The sequence below is a fragment of the Sphaerisporangium flaviroseum genome (assembly GCF_039537005.1).
Taxonomy (GTDB): Bacteria; Actinomycetota; Actinomycetes; order Streptosporangiales; family Streptosporangiaceae; genus Sphaerisporangium; species Sphaerisporangium flaviroseum.
In genome coordinates this window covers 554407-572811 of the sequence record NZ_BAAAZR010000008.1, presented here as the reverse complement: position 1 = coordinate 572811, position 18405 = coordinate 554407, and the positions used below count along the sequence as shown (strand labels likewise).

16 protein-coding genes and 1 tRNA gene are annotated in these 18405 nt (G+C 70.1%); 5 read left to right on the top strand and 12 right to left on the bottom strand.

All coding sequences use genetic code 11. The features are described 5' to 3' along the window. Nucleotides 1-41: 41 nt before the first annotated feature. The 5 genes from ABD810_RS41045 to ABD810_RS18845 form a co-directional block, all read right to left on the bottom strand. Nucleotides 42-416 (bottom strand): STAS domain-containing protein, encoded by a 375-nt coding sequence (locus ABD810_RS41045; RefSeq protein ID WP_425566914.1) that lies wholly within the window; start codon nt 414-416, stop codon nt 42-44. A 143-nt stretch (nt 417-559) separates the two neighbouring features. Beyond that, entirely contained in the window at nt 560-763 is a 204-nt protein-coding gene (locus ABD810_RS18860; RefSeq protein WP_248964071.1) for a cold-shock protein, read from the bottom strand. A 292-nt stretch (nt 764-1055) separates the two neighbouring features. Beyond that, entirely contained in the window at nt 1056-1832 is a 777-nt protein-coding gene (locus tag ABD810_RS18855) for an enoyl-CoA hydratase (RefSeq protein WP_344941481.1), read from the bottom strand. Nucleotides 1833-1899: 67 nt separating this feature from the next. Next, nucleotides 1900-3033 (bottom strand): nitric oxide synthase oxygenase, encoded by a 1134-nt coding sequence (locus ABD810_RS18850; protein WP_344941478.1) that lies wholly within the window; start codon nt 3031-3033, stop codon nt 1900-1902. Nucleotides 3034-3417: 384 nt separating this feature from the next. After that, nucleotides 3418-3493: transfer RNA gene (locus ABD810_RS18845), tRNA-Asn, on the bottom strand. A 224-nt stretch (nt 3494-3717) separates the two neighbouring features. On the opposite strand from ABD810_RS18845, the gene ABD810_RS18840 reads away from it, so the two are divergent. After that, a complete protein-coding gene (locus tag ABD810_RS18840) occupies nt 3718-4020 on the top strand; it encodes a YtxH domain-containing protein (RefSeq protein WP_344941473.1) in 303 nt (100 codons plus the stop codon). A 68-nt stretch (nt 4021-4088) separates the two neighbouring features. On the opposite strand, the gene ABD810_RS18835 is transcribed toward ABD810_RS18840, so the two are convergent. The 4 genes from ABD810_RS18835 to dnaG form a co-directional block, all read right to left on the bottom strand. Further along, nucleotides 4089-4568 carry a hypothetical protein gene (locus ABD810_RS18835; protein ID WP_344941470.1) on the bottom strand — a complete coding sequence of 160 codons (480 nt, stop codon included), beginning with the start codon at nt 4566-4568 and terminating at the stop codon, nt 4089-4091. Between the two features lie 10 nt (nt 4569-4578). After that, complete coding sequence (locus ABD810_RS18830; RefSeq protein WP_344941467.1) at nt 4579-5850, bottom strand: MGH1-like glycoside hydrolase domain-containing protein; 1272 nt, start codon at nt 5848-5850, stop codon at nt 4579-4581. A gap of 146 nt (nt 5851-5996) precedes the next feature. Beyond that, on the bottom strand, nt 5997-7133 hold the full coding sequence (gene rpoD / locus ABD810_RS18825; protein WP_344941464.1) for an RNA polymerase sigma factor RpoD: 1137 nt from the start codon (nt 7131-7133) through the stop codon (nt 5997-5999). Between the two features lie 144 nt (nt 7134-7277). Further along, nucleotides 7278-9152 (bottom strand): DNA primase, encoded by a 1875-nt coding sequence (dnaG, locus tag ABD810_RS18820; protein WP_344941461.1) that lies wholly within the window; start codon nt 9150-9152, stop codon nt 7278-7280. Between the two features lie 144 nt (nt 9153-9296). Here dnaG and ABD810_RS18815 point away from each other — a divergent pair, with 144 nt between their 5' ends. After that, nucleotides 9297-10208, top strand: a complete 912-nt coding sequence (locus ABD810_RS18815) for a M23 family metallopeptidase (protein ID WP_344941458.1) — start codon at nt 9297-9299, stop codon at nt 10206-10208. On the opposite strand, the gene ABD810_RS18810 is transcribed toward ABD810_RS18815, so the two are convergent. Both ABD810_RS18810 and ppdK read right to left on the bottom strand, forming a co-directional pair. Further along, nucleotides 10205-11443, bottom strand: coding sequence for a deoxyguanosinetriphosphate triphosphohydrolase (locus ABD810_RS18810; protein WP_344941455.1), 1239 nt, complete (start codon nt 11441-11443; stop codon nt 10205-10207). The genes ABD810_RS18815 and ABD810_RS18810 overlap by 4 nt on opposite strands. Nucleotides 11444-11648: 205 nt before the next feature. Beyond that, entirely contained in the window at nt 11649-14309 is a 2661-nt protein-coding gene (gene ppdK, locus ABD810_RS18805; protein ID WP_344941453.1) for a pyruvate, phosphate dikinase, read from the bottom strand. A 418-nt stretch (nt 14310-14727) separates the two neighbouring features. Between ppdK and ABD810_RS18800 the strand changes: the two genes are divergently transcribed. Together ABD810_RS18800 and ABD810_RS18795 are read left to right on the top strand one after the other, a co-directional pair. Further along, nucleotides 14728-15693 (top strand): D-isomer specific 2-hydroxyacid dehydrogenase family protein, encoded by a 966-nt coding sequence (locus ABD810_RS18800; protein WP_344941451.1) that lies wholly within the window; start codon nt 14728-14730, stop codon nt 15691-15693. A gap of 81 nt (nt 15694-15774) precedes the next feature. Next, the gene (locus ABD810_RS18795) at nt 15775-16560 is read left to right on the top strand and encodes an aminotransferase class IV (protein ID WP_344941996.1); all 786 of its coding nucleotides are present in this window, start codon (nt 15775-15777) and stop codon (nt 16558-16560) included. Nucleotides 16561-16599: 39 nt separating this feature from the next. On the opposite strand, the gene ABD810_RS18790 is transcribed toward ABD810_RS18795, so the two are convergent. Further along, nucleotides 16600-17451, bottom strand: coding sequence for a PHP domain-containing protein (locus ABD810_RS18790; protein WP_344941448.1), 852 nt, complete (start codon nt 17449-17451; stop codon nt 16600-16602). 187 nt (nt 17452-17638) lie between these two features. Between ABD810_RS18790 and ABD810_RS18785 the strand changes: the two genes are divergently transcribed. Next, on the top strand, nt 17639-18352 hold the full coding sequence (locus ABD810_RS18785; RefSeq protein WP_344941445.1) for a hypothetical protein: 714 nt from the start codon (nt 17639-17641) through the stop codon (nt 18350-18352). Nucleotides 18353-18405: the final 53 nt, after the last annotated feature.

The window sequence follows — 18405 nt, the reverse complement described above, 5'->3', positions numbered from 1 at the left end:
GGCGCCGCTTCGGTCGAGCTTCTACAGTCGTACGGCCTTCACTATGAGGTGAGCTGTACGGACTCCGAGTTCGGTCTGGCGGAGGCCACGGCCGCTTGGCGAGAAGCCATGCCCACCTCCACAGGGAACCGGGAATGGAGCCCGCTCGCCTCGAGGACTCGGCGTACGGGAGATGAGGGGGCCACCAGACGCACACCGCCACCAAGAAGCAGTGAACGGCGACGAGCGGCCATGAGCGCTCCCAGCCCGCTGGCGTCCATGAACGTGACTTCCGACAGGTCCAGGATCAGACGGGCGCGCGGCGGTTCAAGAGCGGCGAGAAGCCGCGCACGCAGCACGGGAGAGCACGAGATATCGACATCCCCGCTGACGCGGCACAGGGCCGTATCCGCGCGGACCGTTATGGACAGGTCCATCGAGGACCTCCAATCGATGGACGCCGGGGCGGCCCGCGGTTACCGCGAACCGCCCCGTCCTGCGTCCTTGGGGTGAAGGCGGCAGTGCCGCCTTCACGAGAGCCTTGCGGCCCCTTGATGCTGAGGCCTTGCGACCCTTGATCTTAGAGCGGGCGAACCTGCTCCGCCTGGGGGCCCTTCGGGCCACGCGTCGTCTGGTAGTCGACGCGCTGGTTCTCCTCGAGGCTGCGGTAGCCGCTGGAGTCGATGGCGGAGTAGTGGACGAAGACGTCCGCACTGCCGTCATCGGGAGCGATGAAACCGAAGCCCTTTTCGGCGTTGAACCACTTGACGGTTCCCTGAGCCATGAAACTGATCTCCTAATGAGACGATCTACAAGGTCCACGGGTGTGGATCCCCGGGTTGTTTAGCGACCGACCGCCCCTTGAAAGCACTCTGGCTTCGCACGGTGGAACGCCCGCTGTAAGAACTCCGCAGGCGCTGCTACACGTTAACGAACCTCCACTACAACCGCTCCCATTCAACACCATGTTGGGCCCCTTGGCCAACGCAGGGGGGGTGATCAGGTGAACCCGCGGCATCCCCTCTCCGGAGGCCGGGAGGAACAGGCAGATACCACGCGAGCAGCGGGAAAGTTACCTAGCTCAACGGCGGAAACGCGGGCGGACGGCGCTCCAGGAAGCTCGCCACGCCCTCCGCGAAGTCCGGCCGCCCGAACGACTCCATCATCAGCCGTACGGCGGCGGCCGCGGAGTCGTCGAGCGACTTCTCCCAGTCGCCCCAGATCTGACGCTTGATCACGGCCATGGAAGCGGGCGAGCTGTGCACCGCGAGCTCCCGGGCGTAGGCCACCGTCTCCTCCAGCAGCCGGTCCCCCGGCACCACGCGGCTCACCAGGCCCAGCTCGCCGGCCTCGGCGCCGGTGAACGTCCGGCCGGAGAGCAGGAGGTCCATGGCTCTGGCCTGGCCGATGAGCTTGGGCAGGATCCACGCGAGGCCGTACTCGGCCACCAGGCCGCGCCGGGCGAAGGCCGTGGTCCACTTGGCCTCGGCGGCGGTGAACACCAGGTCGCACACCAGCGCGTGCACCATCCCGAGCCCCGCGCAGGCGCCGTTGACCGCCGCGATGACCGGCTTGCCGATCGTCGTGGGGTGGGTGTTGGGCCGCTTGTCCGGCTCCTCGTCGTAGGAACCGTCCTGGAGGGCGCTGAGCGTCTGGAAGTCCGCTCCGGCGCAGAACCCCTTTCCCGCGCCGGTGACCACGATCACGCGGACTTCGGGGTCGCGTTCGGCCTGCTCCAGCAGGTCGAAGTAGCGCCGCCCCATGGCGTCGACCCAGGCGTTCAGCCGATCGGGCCGGTTGAACGTCAGCGTCAGCACGCCGTGGTCCAGCGACGACAGCACGAGCTCGGACATGGCACCTCCAGGAGAGACCGCTACAGAATAACGTTCTACACCAGATTCGCCGTGAAGGGACCGGCCGTCACCCGTCGTACTCGCCGGCGCGCGGATGATGGACGAACGACGGCGACAGTCGCACGTCGTCGTAGTAACGATGGAAGACCGGCGTGAGGGAGCCCGAGAGCGGCGGAACGATCCACGACCAGTCGGCGGGGCAGATCCGCCCGGAACGCTCCTCACGCTCCAGATGGGACATGAAACGGCGCGACTCGGTGTGGTGGTCGGTGATCGTGACACCCGCCTGCCCGAACGAGTGCAGCACGGCGACGTTGAGCTCGACCAGCGCGTGGTCCTTCCAGAGCGTGCGGTCGCTGGAGGTGTCCAGGCCGAGCAGCTCCGCGACCACGCGCAGCCGGTTGTAGCGATCCTCGTCCGCCAGGTTCCGCGCGCCGATCTCGGTCCCCATGTACCACCCGTTGAACGGCGCGCAGGGGTAGCAGACCCCGCCGATCTCCAGGCACATGTTGGAGATCGCGGGCACGGCGTGCCAGCGCAGGCCGAGATCGGCGAACCATGGGTACTCCGGGTGCTCCAGCGGCACCTCGAGGACCGCGTCCCCGGGAATGGCCGCGAGCAGCGGTGGCTTGCCCGCCGCCTCGATGACCATCGGGAGCACGTCGAAGTCCGCGCCCGAGCCGCCCGTCCAGCCCAAGCGGCGGACCCTGTCGGTGAAGTCCGCGTTACGCGCGTCCCCCGCCACGACGACCCCGTCCGGCCCGTGGTACCCCGCGTACCGGATGAGCTGCTCGTTCCAGATCCGGGGGCCAGGACGTCCCGGCCGGTCCTGGGCGAAGACCGTGATCGTGGGACGTATCCGTCCCGACCCGGTGGCCTCCCGCAGATGCTCGACGCACTCCAGCGCCACCCCCTCGGCGGTGTCGACGGAGCGATGGTCCCGAACCCGCAGCGACCGCCAGTACAGGCGTCCGATGCACCGGTTGCTGTTACGCCAGGCGACCCTGGCGCCGAAGGCCAGCTCCCCGTCGGTGTGGGTGTAGGTCCCGTACTGCGCGATCTGGGCCATCACCTGGCGCAGCCGTGGCTCGACCGGCCCGGCCGAGGGGTTCTCCGTATAGAACATCCGCAGGAAGCCTTCCGCCTCCGCGGGGTCGACGGGACCGATGCCGGCCCCCTTCCGGCGAACCGCGTGCGCCACCGTGTCCCCGGGCGGCTCCTCCCTCTCAGCCGTGCCCGGTCCCGCCGATGGGACCGGACACGAGACCCGACGTCGCACTCTCAACCACGCCAGCATGTGACAACCGCCACACTTCGCTCACGAGCGTCGTCACCGTTTCCGGGCGGTGCGGCGCCCTGCGCGCAGCGGCCCTCCCCGCTGCGATTGCATGATCCGCGGCAGCCGGGCCTTCGCCTCTACGCGAACGTGGTTACCGTTAGCGCCGACACGTAACCGGAGTGACACGAAGCACGGCAGACCCACATCTTCGGCCATCGTCTGTGATTTGTCCCGCCATATCTAAGACGGATTTCGAAGAGCCCGGAGACGACGACAGCCCCAGGGGATCCCCTGGGGCTGTGAGCGTGGCTCCCGCGATAGGACTCGAACCTATAACCTGCCGGTTAACAGCCGGCTGCTCTGCCGATTGAGCTACACGGGATCGGCTCGCGCCGGGCGGAAGGGTGTTGGCCCTTCTTTGCGACGCGGAACCAGATTAGCGCATTCCGAGGGGTGCGTGTCGCACCCAGATGCCTTGCGGGTCCGATCGAAACGGCCATTGCGTGCCGTCTCGCAGAACCGGCGGCCCATCGGGACCATAACCGTGCGCTACCGGGGTAGGGGAGGCGAAGAGCAGGGGATGCCAGCGGCACGCGGAGGTAGAAGATGAGATATCGATTCACGTTCGCCGTGGGCCTGGCCGTCGGCTACGTCCTCGGCAGCCGGGCCGGCCGGGAGCGCTACGAGCAGATCAAGCGAGTGACACAGCGAGTGGCGGACAACCCCATGGTCCAGCAGGCGGCGGGCGTCGCCGGAGCCCGGGCTTCCAAGGCCGCCGAGGTCACCAGGCACAAGCTCGGCGACGTGCTCGGCGACCGGGTGCCCTTCCTCCACAGGAACGGCTGGCAGGTCGTCAAGGACGACACCGGCACCGGCTGGCCGGACACCGAGATGGACCGCGTCACCTGACAGACGCCAGGCCAAGGGCAGCCCACGTGGATCCTCACACGTGGGCTGCCCTGTCGTTGAGCCCGGCCTCAGACGCCGAGGTTGCGCCGCAGCTCCTCCAGAGCCTGCTCGGCCGCCGCCCGCACGCCGGGATCGGCGGAGTCCAGGCCCCGGTCGAAGACGAGGTCCCACTCGGCCGCGTCCTGACCGGGCACCCGGCGCGCCACCAGGCGTACTCCCCCGAGGTCGCCGAGGCGCACATACTGGTTCGCCAGGATCGAGGAGGTCACCCGCTCCCGCACGGCCTCGGGCAGACGGCCGGGGTCGGGCAGCGCCATCCGCCATTCGGTGCCGTCGGTGGCCACGACGCGCAGGCCCTCGTCGTCCCACAGCGCCCGGTCGATCCGGTGCCACGGCAAGGGCTCCTCGCCCGGCAGGCGCAGAGCGCGCTCGGTGGCCATGACGTACCCGCCATCGGGCGTCCGGGCGTGGACCAGCACCCGTTCGCCCGGCTCCAGCGTGACGCCGGCCTCGGCGGCGATGTTCCGGGAGCTCCAAGGGAATCGCATGGGGTGAAAGCTACCTGGCGAGCAGGTCGAGGGTGAGGGCGGCCGACCACGAGAAGTCCCGGCAGCCCCGCCCCATCCCGTCGAAGGGGTCGAAGCACTCTCGGAACCCGGCCTGCCGTACGAGGCGCAGGGTGCTCGCCGCCAGCATCGACTCCAGGCCCTCCAGCCCGTGCAGGACCGCCGCCTGCCAGAGCAGCCAGTTGGTGTTCACCCACGACGGCCCACGCCAGTACGTCGACCGGTCGAACTCCAGCGCCCGAACCTCGCAACTCGGCACGGGGTAACCGCTGGGCCCGAGGAAGCGCGACTCCAGCGACTGGATGAGGACGGTGACGATCGCGGCCGGCATCCCCGGGTCCAGCAGCGGGCCGAACCCGCCGACCGTGCGGATCGGGATGAGATGCCCCGCCCGCAGGTCACGAGCGTAGAAGGCCCCGTTCCACAGGCGGTCGATCAAGGCCCGTCGTATGCGGTCGGCCGACTCGTGGAAGGGCGTGTGGTCGGCCCCGATGACGTCCGCGAGGCCGGCCAGCGCCATGCACGAGGCCAGCCAGATCCCGTTGAACATCGGGTCCTCGACCGCGAACGGATGCTCGTCCCGCAGGTAGCCCGCGGCGTAGCCGGAGTCGCGGTAGCGCACGGCGAGCCACACGTAGCGATCGTGGTGGCTGTCGGACTGCCATTCGTCCAGCGCGTAGGCGTAGCGCACCACAGGAAGCGCTGCCAGCGGGGCGTCCCACACCGGGCTGTCGTCCAGGCCCGACTCCCACGGGTGGACGATCGCCGCCAGGCCGCCGCCGCCGAGGTCGCGCACGGACGTCAGATAGTCGTGCTGGGCGACCAGGCTGGGCCAGGCCCGCCGTACGAACCCGAGGGCGTCGTCGCGGTCGGCGGCGTACCGCCAGATCCACCACACGGCGCAGGCCTGGAGCGGCGGCTGGACGAGCCCGGAGGTGAGCACCCCGTGCGGGGCCGCGGAGCAGTCGCCCGACCGCCACAGCGAGGGGCCGGGGTAGTACGCCTCGCCGGTGGCCCGGTCGAAGACGATGTGCGGCACCATTCCGGTGCTCCACTGGGCGGCGAACAGGTGCAGGAGCTCGGCGCAGGCGCGGGACCAGCGGCGGCGGGCCAGCCCGATGGCCACGAAGGCGGAATCCCAGCTCCACTGGTGGGGATAGCGGCCCACCGCGGGCACGGTGGCAGAGCCCGTCCAGTTCGCGTCGAGCACGTCCATCGCGGACCGTTCGAGCGCGGCGTCGTCGAACGCGGACCGCGCGTCCATCAGATCATCGGCAGGAGACCCTCGCCGTCAGGGAGGGGACGCCGTCGCCTCCCCTCAGGGACGGGAACGCTGTCCCCGCCTTCCTCCTTCCCTTGACCCGGTCCACGGCCCGTGGCCGACGGGCCGTGGACCGGGCATGGGCCGGCTCAGTCGAGATAGTCGCGCAGCATCTGCGCGCGCGTCGGGTGGCGCAGCTTGGCCAGCGTCTTGGACTCGATCTGCCGGATGCGCTCGCGCGTCACGCCGAACTCCCTGCCGACCTCCTCCAGCGTCCTCGGGTGGCCGTCGGACAGGCCGAAGCGAAGCTGGATGATCCGCTGCTCCCGGTCGGAGAGGGTGGCCAGGATGTCGTCGAGCTGGTCCTGCAGCATGATGAAGGCGGCCGCCTCGATCGGCACCACGGCGTCGGCGTCCTCGATGAAGTCACCGAGGTCGGAGTCCTCCTCGCCGATCGGCGACTGCAGTGAAACCGGCTCCTGGGCGATGCGCTGGATCTCCACCACGCGGTCCACGGGCAGGTCCATCTCCAGCGCGATCTCCTCGGGAGCGGGCTCCCGGCCGAGATCCTGATGGAGCTGCCGCTGCACCCGGACCAACTTGTTGATCGTCTCCACCATGTGCACGGGAATTCGAATCGTCCGCGCCTGGTCCGCGATCGCCCGGGTGATCGCCTGGCGAATCCACCACGTGGCATACGTCGAGAACTTATATCCCTTGGTGTAGTCGAATTTCTCGACCGCCCGGATGAGACCCAGGTTGCCCTCCTGGATGAGATCGAGGAAGAGCATTCCGCGGCCGACATAGCGTTTCGCGATCGACACCACGAGCCGCAGGTTGGCCTCGATGAGCCGTTGCTTGGCCCGGACGCCTTCCCAGACCAGCTCCTCGAACTCGGGCTTGGCCAGTCTCAGGCCGATGTCGCACAGCTTGTCCTCGGCGAACAGGCCGGCCTCGATGGCCTTGGCGAGCTCCACCTCCTCCTCGGCCGTCAGCAGCGGCACCCGGCCGATCTCCCGGAGGTAGATGCGGACGAGATCGCTGGTCGGCGCCCGCTTGCCGACATCCTCCTCATCAGGGCGGACGGTGTCGTCCTCGCCCTGAGGCTCGAGCACCTCCACACCCTTTTCCGCGAGCATCCGCACGACGCGTTCCAGCGCGTCGGCCGGCAACTCGGATCGGTCGAGCGCGGCGGCCACGTCGTCGACGGTGACGCTCCCGCGCTCCCTTCCTTTCACGACGAGATCCGCCACCTGGTCTACCGATGGCGGTCCGCTTGGCAGCACCGATGCACCCACGGGACATAGTCTGCGGTATAGGCACCGGAAAAGGGCAGGCCTATTTTTGTCACCGAAGGTAAGGCGAACGGCATTACCGAATCGATATCAAACAAAAGTTTGGCGACTGTGATCAGCGGAAAGTAAAGTTACTTACGCCCCGACGGCGCGTTCTCTTAAGACGCGCCGTTGTTGTTCGAGCGCCACCAGTTCGCCGAAGAGACGGTTGTAGTCCTGCTGCTGCTCAACGGGGTTGAGCCGCTCCATCTTGGCCTTGATCTGGGTGAGCGCCCGCGTCACCGCGATCTCCGCCAGCCGGGCCAGCACGGCCGCGCCGTAGCGCTCCTCGCCCTCCAGGTCGGCGCGTACGGGCTCGACCGCGAACCTGGTCGCCAGCGCCTTCAGGCCCTCGTCGTCGGTGGCCTGGAGCAGCATGTCGACCCAGCCGCGCCCGCCGGGGCCCCCCGTGACCGTGCCTCCGGCGGCCAGGATGAGCTCGTACAGCGCGACGTGCTCCGGCACGGTGAACGCCTGGGACCCGAGGGCGTCGAACTCAGGACCCATCAGCGCGGGGCGCTGCACCGCGAGCTTGAGCGCCTCGGACTCGATGCGCACCGCGGGGTCGGCCGGATCGGCCGGGCGCGCCACCGCGGGCCGCCTGGAGGCCCGCTCGGGCCCACCCTGGCGGGACGTGGAGGAGCGCCCGGAGACCTCGTGGACGCGCCGCCGCACCAGTTGCTCGTCGAGGAAGCCGAGCCAGCGGTCGAGGTCGACGGCGTAGCGGTCGCGCAGCGCCTCGTCCTTGATGCCGGCGACCAGGGGCGCGGCGGCGTCGAGCGCGGCCAGGCGGCCTTCGTTGGAGGTGAGCTCGTACCGGGAGATGACGCTGCGGATGGCGAACGCGAAGAGCGGCTCGCGGCTGGCGATCAGGTCGCGCACCGCGCCGTCGCCCTGTTTGACTCGCAGGTCGCACGGATCGAGCCCGTCGGGCTGAACGGCGACGAAGGTCTGGGTGACGAACTTCTGCTCGTCGGCGAAGGCCCGCAGCGCGGCCTTCTGCCCGGCGGAGTCGCCGTCGAAGGTGAAGACGACCTCGCCGCGGAACTCCGCCTGGTCGAGCAGGAGCCGCCGCAGGACCTTGATGTGCTCCTCGCCGAAGGAGGTGCCGCAGGTGGCGACGGCGGTGGGCACTCCGGCGAGGTGGCAGGCCATGACATCGGTGTAGCCCTCGACGACGACGGCCTGGGAGCGCTTGGAGATCTCGCGCTTGGCCAGGTCGATGCCGTAGAGGACGCTGCTCTTCTTGTAGATGGGGCTGTCGGGGGTGTTCAGGTACTTGGGGCCGTCGTCGCTGTCGAGGAGCTTGCGCGCGCCGAACCCGATCACCTCGCTGGTGATGTCGCGGATCGGCCAGACCAGCCGGCCGCGGAACCGGTCGACCGGCCCGCGGCGCCCTTCCCTGGCGAGCCCGCCCTTGATCAGCTCGTTCGCGCTGAACCCCCGGGCCAGCAGGTGGCGGGCGAGGCGGTCCCACTCGGCCGGGGCGTACCCCACCCCGAAGTGCTCGGCGTCGACGCGCTCGAACCCGCGCTCCGACAGGAACTGGCGGCCCGGCGCCGCCTCGGCCTCCGACAGCAGGGACGCGTAGAACTCCGCGGCGGCCTTGTGGGCCTCGATCAGGCGGCTGCGCTCGCCGTGCTCGCGCCCGGGGACGTAGCCGCCCTGCTCGTAGCGGAGCTGGATGCCGGCGCGCTGCGCGAGCCGCTCGATCGCCTCGGTGAAGGTCAGATGCTCCAGCTTGCGGACGAACGTGATGACGTCGCCGCCCTCGGCGCAGCCGAAGCAGTACCAGTAGCCGCGGGAGGGGGTCACGTTGAACGAGGGAGACTTCTCCTCGTGGAAGGGGCACAGGCCCTTGAGGTTGCCGCCGCCCGCGTTGCGCAGCTGGATATGCTCGCCTACGACCTCGGCGATCGATGAGCGCTCCCGCACGAGCGCGATGTCCTCGTCACTGATCCGCCCTGCCACGCCGTGAGTCTACGGCTCACCGCCGACAGCCTGAGGCGAGAGCCGTACATGGTGGGTGATTTTCCGCGAATAGGTCGTGGTGGTCATGGAAGGTCGGTTACAAAGGAAACGCTCATTTTCGGTAACGTCAAGCGGGTGGAGATCATGCGATCGGGGCGACTTGCCGCCATTGCCGCGTCGGTGCTGGTCACCGCCGCCTGCGCCGCCCCTGGCGGAGTCCCCGGCATCAGCACGCTGCCACCCGCCCCTACTCCGGGCGCGACGGCGGGCGCGTCCTCCTCGGCCGAGCCCTCGGCGACGCTCAGCGTGTCGGCGACGCCCAGCGCGTCGCCCGGTGAGCGGCGGGCCGAGATCGACGCGGCCACGCTCAAGCCGAGCGCCTCACCGACCACGGCGGCCGTGAAGGCTCCGCCCGGGGACGATCCGGTGCGGATGCCCCCGCCCCGCCTGTCGAAGTTCAGCTACGTCTTCCCCGTGCGCGGGTGCCGGGTCACCTATGCCCGCAAGCAACTGGTCCTTCCGAAGACCACGATCTGGGCCGGGAAGGGCTGTCCCTTCGTGGCCCCTGTCAGCGGCGTCGTCCACGAGGTGAACGCGAGGAACCGCTGGAAGTCCTCCACCGACCACGGCGCCGACCGCGAGGGCCGGTTCGTGTCCATCGTCGGCGCGGACGGCGTGCGCTACTTCGGCGGCCATCTCGACGCGGTCGCGCCGGGCATCCGGGCCGGGGTCCCGGTGAGCGCGGGCCAGGTGCTCGGGCGCATCGGCGATTCGGGCAACGCCAAGGGCGCGGGCTCCAACCTGTACTTCGCCGTCTCCTGGCCCACCTCGTCCAGGTACTGGTGGGTACGCCGCGGCATGGTCGACCCCTGGAGCTACCTGGACGCGTGGCTGCACGGCAACCCCACGCTCTCCCCCGCACAGCAGGTGGCCGCCGTCCGGGCCGGCGTCGGCGCGACACCGCGCTGCCGCACGCTGTGCAAGTCGAAGCCCGTGAAGAAGCCCCAGCGCCCCATACCGTCCCAGTCCGGCGAGCCGGAAGTCGACACCGGCTAGCGGGTGCGGGCGCCGAGCCCGCGGTGCAGGGCGACGGCGGAGACGTCGGTGAGCGAGGCGATCTGGTCGATGACCACGCGCAACCGGGCCGCGTCGTCGCTCGCCTCGGTGAAGGCGGCCCGCAGGGCCGGCTCCAGCGTTCCCGGGGCGCCCAGCATGATCATCGAGGCCAGCTCCGCGATCAGCTCGCGCTGCCGCGCCTGGTTGGCGTGGTGGTCGTCCCTGGACATCACGTAGTGCGCCGTGACCCCCTTGAGCAGCGCGCACTCGAGGCGGCTCACCCTTGGCACGAGCAGGTCGGCGGCGTGGCGGGTGAACCCTGGGCCGTACGCCTCCAGGGTGGCCGCCTGAGCGGACAGGCAGAAGCGCCCGATCAGCGCGCTGGTGAACGACTTGAGTGCCACCAGGTCGGCCATGGTGCCCTCGAAGCGCGACGGCCAGAGCGGCTCGGCGATCAGGCGGGTGAGGGTCTCCTCCAGCTCGGAGATGCAGGTGTCGGCGGCGTACGACTTGAGGGTGCGCTCGCACACATCGCGCCGCTCCTCCGGGTCGCGCAGCAGCTCGAGCGTGACGTGCCCGGAGTGCAGGGCGTCCTCCAGGTCGTGCACGGAGTACGCCACGTCGTCGGACCAGTCCATGACCTGGGCCTCGAAGCTGACCCGGCCGGCCGGCACCCCGTCCCTGATCCATTCGAAGACGGGCATGTCGTCGGGGTAGACGCCGAACTTGGCCCCGTCGGCCGAGGTCCAGGGATACTTCAGCGCCGAGTCGAGCGTCGCGCGGGTGAGGTTGAGGCCGGCGCTGCGGCCGTCGTCGGTGAGGACCTTGGCCTCCAGGCGGGTCAGCAGCCGGAGGCTCTGCGCGTTGCCCTCGAAGCCCCCGCACCGGGCCGCCAGCTCGTTGAGCGCCGTCTCGCCGTTGTGCCCGAAGGGTGGATGGCCCAGGTCGTGGGACAGGCAGGCCGTCTCCACCAGATCGGGGTCGCAGCCGAGCGCCTGGCCCATCTCCCTGCCGATCTGGGCGCACTCGAGGGAATGGGTCAGCCGGGTGCGGGGGATGTGGCGGCCGTGGTCGGGGATGTCCCCCGGCCCGACCACCTGGGTCTTGGCCGCCAGCCGCCGCAGGGCCGCGCTGTGCAGCACCCGCGCCCGGTCGCGCTCGAACGCGCTGCGCTGAGGGTTGCCGGGAAGTTCCGGCACCCACCTGGCCTGATCGAACTCTTCATAGCCTCTCATCGGTAGCGGGATGCTACCCCCGCCAAGGCCCACCCATGACAAACATGCGGGAAACTCCCAATGTCAGACGAGCCTCTGGTCTCTTCGCAGGTCAAGCGGCCCCTACGATCCCCTACGCGGGACAGGCGGACCCCCTTCTCCCGGGCCGGCCTCCGGAGGGCGACGTCGTCGTCGTCCCACGGAGACCGGCCGGCCCACAGCGGGGTCAGCGGCTCTCCGGCTCCGCGGATACCAGCGCCGCGCGGCCCGCCTCCAGGCGGGCGACCGGGACGCGGAACGGCGAGCAGGAGACGTAGTCCAGGCCGATCTCGTGGCAGAAGTGCACCGACTCCGGGTCACCGCCGTGCTCGCCGCAGATGCCCAGCTTGATGCCGGGACGGGTCGCGCGGCCCTCCTCGACGGCGATGGTCATCAGCCGCCCCACCCCGCTCCGGTCGAGGGTCTCGAACGGGGACACCCCGAAGATCCCCAGGTCGAGATAGCGGGAGAAGAACGCCGCCTCGACGTCGTCACGGGAGAAGCCCCAGGTCATCTGGGTGAGGTCGTTGGTGCCGAAGGAGAAGAAATCGGCGGCCTCGGCGATCTGCCCGGCGGTGAGGGCCGCGCGGGGCACCTCGATCATGGTGCCGATCAGCGCCTCGACCCCCACCTCCGCCAGGATGCGCTCGGCCTCGTCGCGTACACCTTCCAGCTCCTGCACCGCGCTGACGAGCGGGATCATGATCTCGGCCCGGGGGTCTCCCCCGGCCGCGCGCCGTTCGGCGACCGCCTCGGCGATGGCCCGCACCTGCATGGCGAACAGGCCCGGGATCACCAGCCCGAGCCGTACGCCGCGCAGGCCCAGCATCGGGTTCTGCTCGTGCAGCCGCTTGACGGCCTCCAGGAGCCCGCGGTCCCTGGACGAGGCGGTGTCGCCGGCCAGCGCGATCTTCACAGAGAGCGCGGTGAGGTCGGGGAGGAATTCGTGCAGCGGCGGGTCGATCAGGCGGATCGTCACCGGCAGCCCGTCCATCGCCGCCAGGATGCCGGCGAAGTCGGACTTCTGCAGGGGCTCCAGCGCGTCCAGCGCCGCGCGGCGCTCGTCCTTCGACGACGCCAGGATCAGGTCCTCGACGAGCCGGCGCCGGTCGCCCAGGAACATGTGCTCCGTACGGCAGAGGCCGATCCCCCGCGCGCCGAACCTCCTGGCCCGGGCCGCGTCGTCGGGGTTGTCGGCGTTGGCCCGCACCTCCATCCGGCGGCGCTCGTCCGCGTGGTTCATGATCCGGTGCACCGCCTCGACAAGCTCGTCCCCGCGGTCGCCGGTGCCCTCGAAGTACTCGACCACGGGCGAGGCCATGACCGGCACCTCTCCGAGGTACACCTCGCCGGTGGTGCCGTCGATCGAGATGACGTCGCCCTCGTTGACGACCACGCCGTCCGGAGCGGTGAAGCACCTCTCCTGGGCGTCCACCTCGAGCTCCTCGGCGCCGCACACGCATGTCTTGCCCATGCCGCGCGCCACCACCGCGGCGTGCGAGGTCTTGCCGCCCCTGCTGGTCAGCACGCCCTGCGCGGCGATCATTCCGACGAGGTCGTCCGGTGTCGTCTCGCGGCGGACCAGGATGACGTCCTCGCCGCGGCCGGCCATCTCCTTGGCGTACTCGGAGGAGAACACGGCCTTGCCCACGGCGGCGCCCGGTGAGGCGTTCATGCCCTTGGCGATCCGCCGCCGGTCGGCGCTCAGGTCGAACCGGGGGAACATGAGCTGGGCGAGCTGGTCGCCGGTCACCCGGGAGACGGCCTCATCGAGGTCGATGAGGCCCTGGTCCACGAGCTGGACGGCGATGCGGAAGGCCGCCGCCGCCGTGCGCTTGCCCACGCGGGTCTGGAGCATCCACAGCTTGCCGCGCTCGATCGTGAACTCGATGTCGCACAGGTCGCGGTAGTGGTTCTCCAGGGTCTTCATGATGTCGAGGAGTTGGCGGTAGGACGCCGGGTCGATCTGCTCCAGCTCCTGCAGCGGCACCGTGTTGCGGATGCCCGCGACCACGTCCTCGCCCTGGGCGTTCTGCAGGTAGTCGCCGTACACGCCCTGCTGGCCCGAGCCGGGGTCCCGGGTGAAGGCGACGCCGGTGCCCGACTCCATGCCGAGGTTGCCGAAGACCATCGCGACGATGTTGACCGCCGTGCCGAGGTCGGTGGGGATGCGCTCCTGGCGGCGGTAGATGATCGCGCGCGGGGCGTTCCACGACTCGAAGACCGCCTCCACGGCGAGCCGCATCTGCTCGCGGGGGTCGGAGGGGAAGTCGCTGCCGGTCTGCTCCCTGACGATGCCCTTGTAGGTCTCCACGAGGCGCTGGAAGTCGGCCGCGTCGAGGTCCAGGTCGCTGTCGACGCCCTTGTGCCGTTTGGCGTCGTCGATGGCGCCCTCGAACAGCTCGCCGTCGATGCCGAGCACGGTCTTGCCGAACATCTGGATGAGCCTGCGGTAGGAGTCCCAGGCGAAGCGCTCCTCGCCCGCCTGCTTGGCCAGGCCCTGGACGGACTCGTCGTTGAGGCCGATGTTGAGGACGGTCTCCATCATCCCGGGCATGGAGTACTTCGCGCCGGAGCGCACGCTGACCAGCAGGGGATCGTCGGCGGCGCCGAGGCGCTTCCCCATCCCCTTCTCCAGTGCCACGAGGTGGGTTTCCACTTCGTCCGAGAGCCCTTCGGGTACGCCCCCGTCCTCCAGGTAGCGCCGGCAGGCTTCGGCCGTGATGGTGAACCCCGGAGGCACGGGAAGGCCCAGGTTCGTCATCTCCGCGAGATTGGCACCCTTACCACCGAGGAGATCTTTGAGATCCTTGTTGCCCTCGGTGAAGTCGTATACGTACTTGGGCACTGGAGCTCCTTCAACGACTTCAATGGCGTATGATTCCGCCTCGTTCCGAGGGACTCTACCTACGATTTACCCGGGGAAACGTCACACTCGGCGCAGCATGCTGTTTTCCCTGGTAGAACCCAATATAGCGGTCTAATCCATTCGATACGGGAAGTGAACTCCGGCGAAACTCCGGGGGGCTGCCGTGGTATATACCAATCCTTGGCGATTAACCGGTGATTGAGTGACCGGCAATTGGTGTAGACCTTTCTCCGATCATGCGTGGGGAAGAAAAGCGCCCACCGGACGGCCGGCCCCGGCGCCCACCGCGGTCCGGTACGAAGGGCACGGCGCCGGTCCGGTACGAAGGGCACGGCGCCGGCCCGGTGTGAGAGGCGCGGCGCCGGCCCGGTGTGAGCGGCACGGCAGAATGAGCGCCGTGGAAGCCCGTATCGCCATAGCCCCCGGCGCCGAGCCGGGAACGGCCGCAGAGCGTACCCCCGACGTCCGCCTCGATCGCCTCCGCTCCGCCATCGAGGAGGCGGTGTCCCGCGGCGGCGGCGCCGTCGTCCCACCGGCCGAGGCGAACGGGCTCGTATGGCTCATTCCCGGCGAGCCGGAGCTGCTCCAGCGGACCCTCGACGACCATCCTGGCCTGCGGTGGGTGCAGTTCCCGTGGGCGGGGGTCGAGAAGTTCACGGCCTCCGGGGTCTTCCGGCACCCCGCCGTCTTCACCTGTGCGAAGGGGTCCTTCGCCGGGCAGGTCAGCGAGCACGCCCTCATGCTGATCCTCACCTGCCTGCGCAACATCGCGCGCCAGGCGCGGACGCCCGGCTGGTTCCGGATGGAGCCCCGATCCCTGGAAGGGCTCAGCGTCACGATCCTGGGCGGTGGCGGCATCGCGGAGAAGCTGGTCCGGCTGCTGCGGCCCTTCGACTGCCATGTCCGGGTCATCCGGCGCCGGGCGGACAAGGTGGAGGGGGCCGCCGAGACGCTGCCGCCGTCCGCCCTGGCCGCCACCCTCCCCGGCACCGACGTCCTGGTGCTGGCCCTGGCGCTGACCCCCGAGACGACGCGTATCATCGGCGCGGCCGAGCTGGCGCTGCTTCCCGCCCACGCCGTCGTCGTGAACGTCGCGCGCGGTGCGCACATTGACACCGAAGCGCTGGTCAAGGCGCTCGACGCCGGAACGATCTCCGCCGCGGGCCTGGACGTGACCGACCCCGAGCCGCTGCCCGAGGGCCACCCGCTGTGGCACGACCCGCGCGCCCTCATCACCTCACACTGCGCCGATTCGGCCGACTACGTCATGCGCAAGCTGTGCGAGCGGGTGGAGCACAACGTCCGCCGGCTGGGCGCCGGCCTTCCCCTGGACGGGGTGATCGATCCCATCGCCGGATACTGACGGCGCCGCGTTCACGCTGGGGGCGAACAAGCAGGTTCGCGTGCCAAGGTGCGGCCGTGGAGCTGCCAGGATGGCCGCATGATGGAGCTCAACGGACGTCCCGTCACCCCCGCCGAGCTCGGCGCGCTCGCGCTCTACGGCTACGGCCACTTCACGTCCATGCGGGTAGAGGACCTGCGCGTCCGGGGCCTGTCCCTCCATCTTGATCGGCTCCTCGGCGACTGCCGGGTCCTGCACGGCGTCGACCTCGACCTCGACCGGGTCCGCCACCTGGTGCGCCGCGCCGCGGCCGCGAGCCCGTCGCCGACGATCGTGCGGGTGACCGTGTTCGACCCGGAGCTCGACATGGCCCGCCCGGGGGGCAAGGCGCGTCCGGAGATCCTGGTCACCACGCGACCGGCCCCGGCCGATCTGCCGCCGCTCACGCTCGGCGTGGTCCATTACGAGCGCGACCTGCCCGAGGTGAAGCATTCGGGGCTGTTCGGCCCCATCATGCACCGGCGTTTCGCCCAGCTGAGCGGCCACGATGACGTGCTGTTCGTCGACGGCCGGTCGCGCGTGACCGAGGGCCCGACCTGGAACATCGGCTTCGTCCGCGCCGGCCGCGTCCTGTGGCCGGAGTCGAACCGCCTCAACGGCGTGACCATGCGCCTGCTGAACGACGTCATGCACCGCACCGGCATCGCCGTCGGCGCCTCTGACATCGATGCCGACGACGTGGCCACGATGACCTCCGCCTTCATCGCCAACGCCGCCGCCGGGACCCGGCCCGTGCGGTCCATCGACGGGGTCGGGCTCTCCGTCGACGAGCCGATCCTGGCCACCCTGCGACGGGAGTACGCGGCCATCCCCGGCGAACCCCTCTAGCCCCGGGCCGTCGCCACGCGCACCCGACCCGTGCGTGGGCTACCCCCGCACGGGCGCGGTGCCGGTCGTCGCGGAGAGAAGCTCCTCGTAGACGAGCGGGCCGGTCGTGAAGGCGCCGAGCCGGACGGTCTTGTTCTCACCGTGGTAGTCGCTGGAGCCGGTGATCCGAAGGCCGAGGTCACGGGCCAGCGTGCGCACGTGCCGGGCGTCCTCGGGCGTGTGGTCCATATGGTCGGCCTCCACTCCCCACAGCCCCGCCGCCGTGAGATCGGCGATCAGCGGGTCGGGCACGATGTGCCCGCGGCTTCCCGCCCTCGGATGTGCCAGCACCGAGACTCCCCCGGCCTCGCCGACCAGCCGGATCGCGGTCAGCACGTCCATGTCGGTCTTCGGCAGCCGGTAACGGCGTCCGAGCCATTCCGGGGCGAACGCCTCGTCGACCGTCTTGACCAGACCACGCTTGATCAGGGCCCGGGCGATGTGCGGACGTCCCGCCGTGCCGCCCGCCGCGTATCCGCTCACCTCGGGAACGGTGATGTCGATGCCGTCCGCGTTCAGCAGCGCGATGATCTTCTCGGCCCGGATCTCGCGCGACCGGCGCACCATGGCCAGCTCCGCCACCAGCGGCTCGTACGCGGGGTCGAACAGGTAGGCCAGCAGGTGCAGCCCGACCGACGGCCCGCTTCCGTACCACCGGCCCGACAGCTCGGCCCCGCACACCAGCGTCAGCCCCGGCGGCAGCGCCTTCGCGGCGGCCTGCCACCCGGCGGTCGTGTCGTGATCGGTCAGCGCCACCACGTCCAGCCCGGCCTCGGCGGCCTCCCTCATCAACGCGTCCGGAGCGTCGGTGCCGTCGCTGGCGGTGGAGTGGGTGTGCAGGTCGATCCGCATACGATGAGCCTGCCAGTAGTCAGGCCGTCATGGGGCATCGACCCCGCCGGCCGCGGCAGATCCACCGTATTGATGACAAGCCCGGCGGTCACCGCCGAAACTGGGAACCGCGCGGCAGAATGTCGCGTTGCCGAGCCCTACCCCTGGGGAGGGAAGCGCTCATGTGCCTCGCCGGTGAGAAGCGCCCATGACCGCCTCATGGGCCGCGGCCCCGAGCTTCGGCGGGGGTGACGGGAGCCCGCTGGGGTCCATCGCCCTGTTCGCCCTGGTCGTCGGCGTCGCGCTCCTGTTCTCCATGCTGTCCAGGACGCGGGAACGCTCCCGGCGGCAGGAGTTCCTGACCCGCGCCACCGAGAACGGCTGGTACGAGCCCGGCCCGGCGGACGCGCTGCCGGCCTCGGTCGCGGCCGCCAAGGATTCCGACAGGTCACAGCTCCTGCTCACCACGCGACGCGACGGCGAGAACATCTGGATCAGCTGGCACCGCTGGACGGAGCGGAAGGACTCCAGCGCCTACAACTCCTCGGCCGGACGGTCGGAGACCGACACCCGCACCACGACTCACGATCTCACCCGCTGTTTCGTCCGGGCGGGCGGCCACCCCGAGCCGATCTCCCTCGAAAGGCGGACCAAGGTCGGGGGCCTGTTCATCCCGGTACGCGGCGAGGGCACCGGGGACGCCTCGTTCGACCGCGCCTTCCTCGTCCACCCCAAGGAGGGCGCGCCGATCCACCTGCTCACGCAGGACATCAGGGACGAGATGCTGGCCGGCCTCATCCCCCTGTGGCAGATCGACGAGACCGGCATGCTCGTCACCCGGTACGACGAGGCGCCCGGCGCCGACACGCTGGAGCAGCACGCCGACGCCCTGCTCCACGTGCTGGACCTGCTCCCCCGGTAACCGGATCCCTGGAAGACGTGAGCGCCGGCCTGCGGCGCCCCGGAGCATCCGGC

What these genes read in the sequence shown, in the direction of transcription:
- ABD810_RS18830 (WP_344941467.1), bottom strand. Translation starts at nt 5,850, where the DNA reads ATGGACGCGCGGTCCGCGTTCGACGACGCCGCGCTCGAACGGTCCGCG.
- ABD810_RS18835 (WP_344941470.1), bottom strand. Translation starts at nt 4,568, where the DNA reads ATGCGATTCCCTTGGAGCTCCCGGAACATCGCCGCCGAGGCCGGCGTC.
- ABD810_RS18860 (WP_248964071.1), bottom strand. Translation starts at nt 763, where the DNA reads ATGGCTCAGGGAACCGTCAAGTGGTTCAACGCCGAAAAGGGCTTCGGT.
- ABD810_RS18790 (WP_344941448.1), bottom strand. Translation starts at nt 17,451, where the DNA reads ATGCGGATCGACCTGCACACCCACTCCACCGCCAGCGACGGCACCGAC.
- ABD810_RS18810 (WP_344941455.1), bottom strand. Translation starts at nt 11,443, where the DNA reads ATGAGAGGCTATGAAGAGTTCGATCAGGCCAGGTGGGTGCCGGAACTT.
- ABD810_RS18795 (WP_344941996.1), top strand. Translation starts at nt 15,775, where the DNA reads ATGGAGCTCAACGGACGTCCCGTCACCCCCGCCGAGCTCGGCGCGCTC.
- ABD810_RS18785 (WP_344941445.1), top strand. Translation starts at nt 17,639, where the DNA reads ATGACCGCCTCATGGGCCGCGGCCCCGAGCTTCGGCGGGGGTGACGGG.
- ABD810_RS41045 (WP_425566914.1), bottom strand. Translation starts at nt 416, where the DNA reads ATGGACCTGTCCATAACGGTCCGCGCGGATACGGCCCTGTGCCGCGTC.
- ABD810_RS18840 (WP_344941473.1), top strand. Translation starts at nt 3,718, where the DNA reads ATGAGATATCGATTCACGTTCGCCGTGGGCCTGGCCGTCGGCTACGTC.
- ABD810_RS18855 (WP_344941481.1), bottom strand. Translation starts at nt 1,832, where the DNA reads ATGTCCGAGCTCGTGCTGTCGTCGCTGGACCACGGCGTGCTGACGCTG.
- ABD810_RS18815 (WP_344941458.1), top strand. Translation starts at nt 9,297, where the DNA reads ATGCGATCGGGGCGACTTGCCGCCATTGCCGCGTCGGTGCTGGTCACC.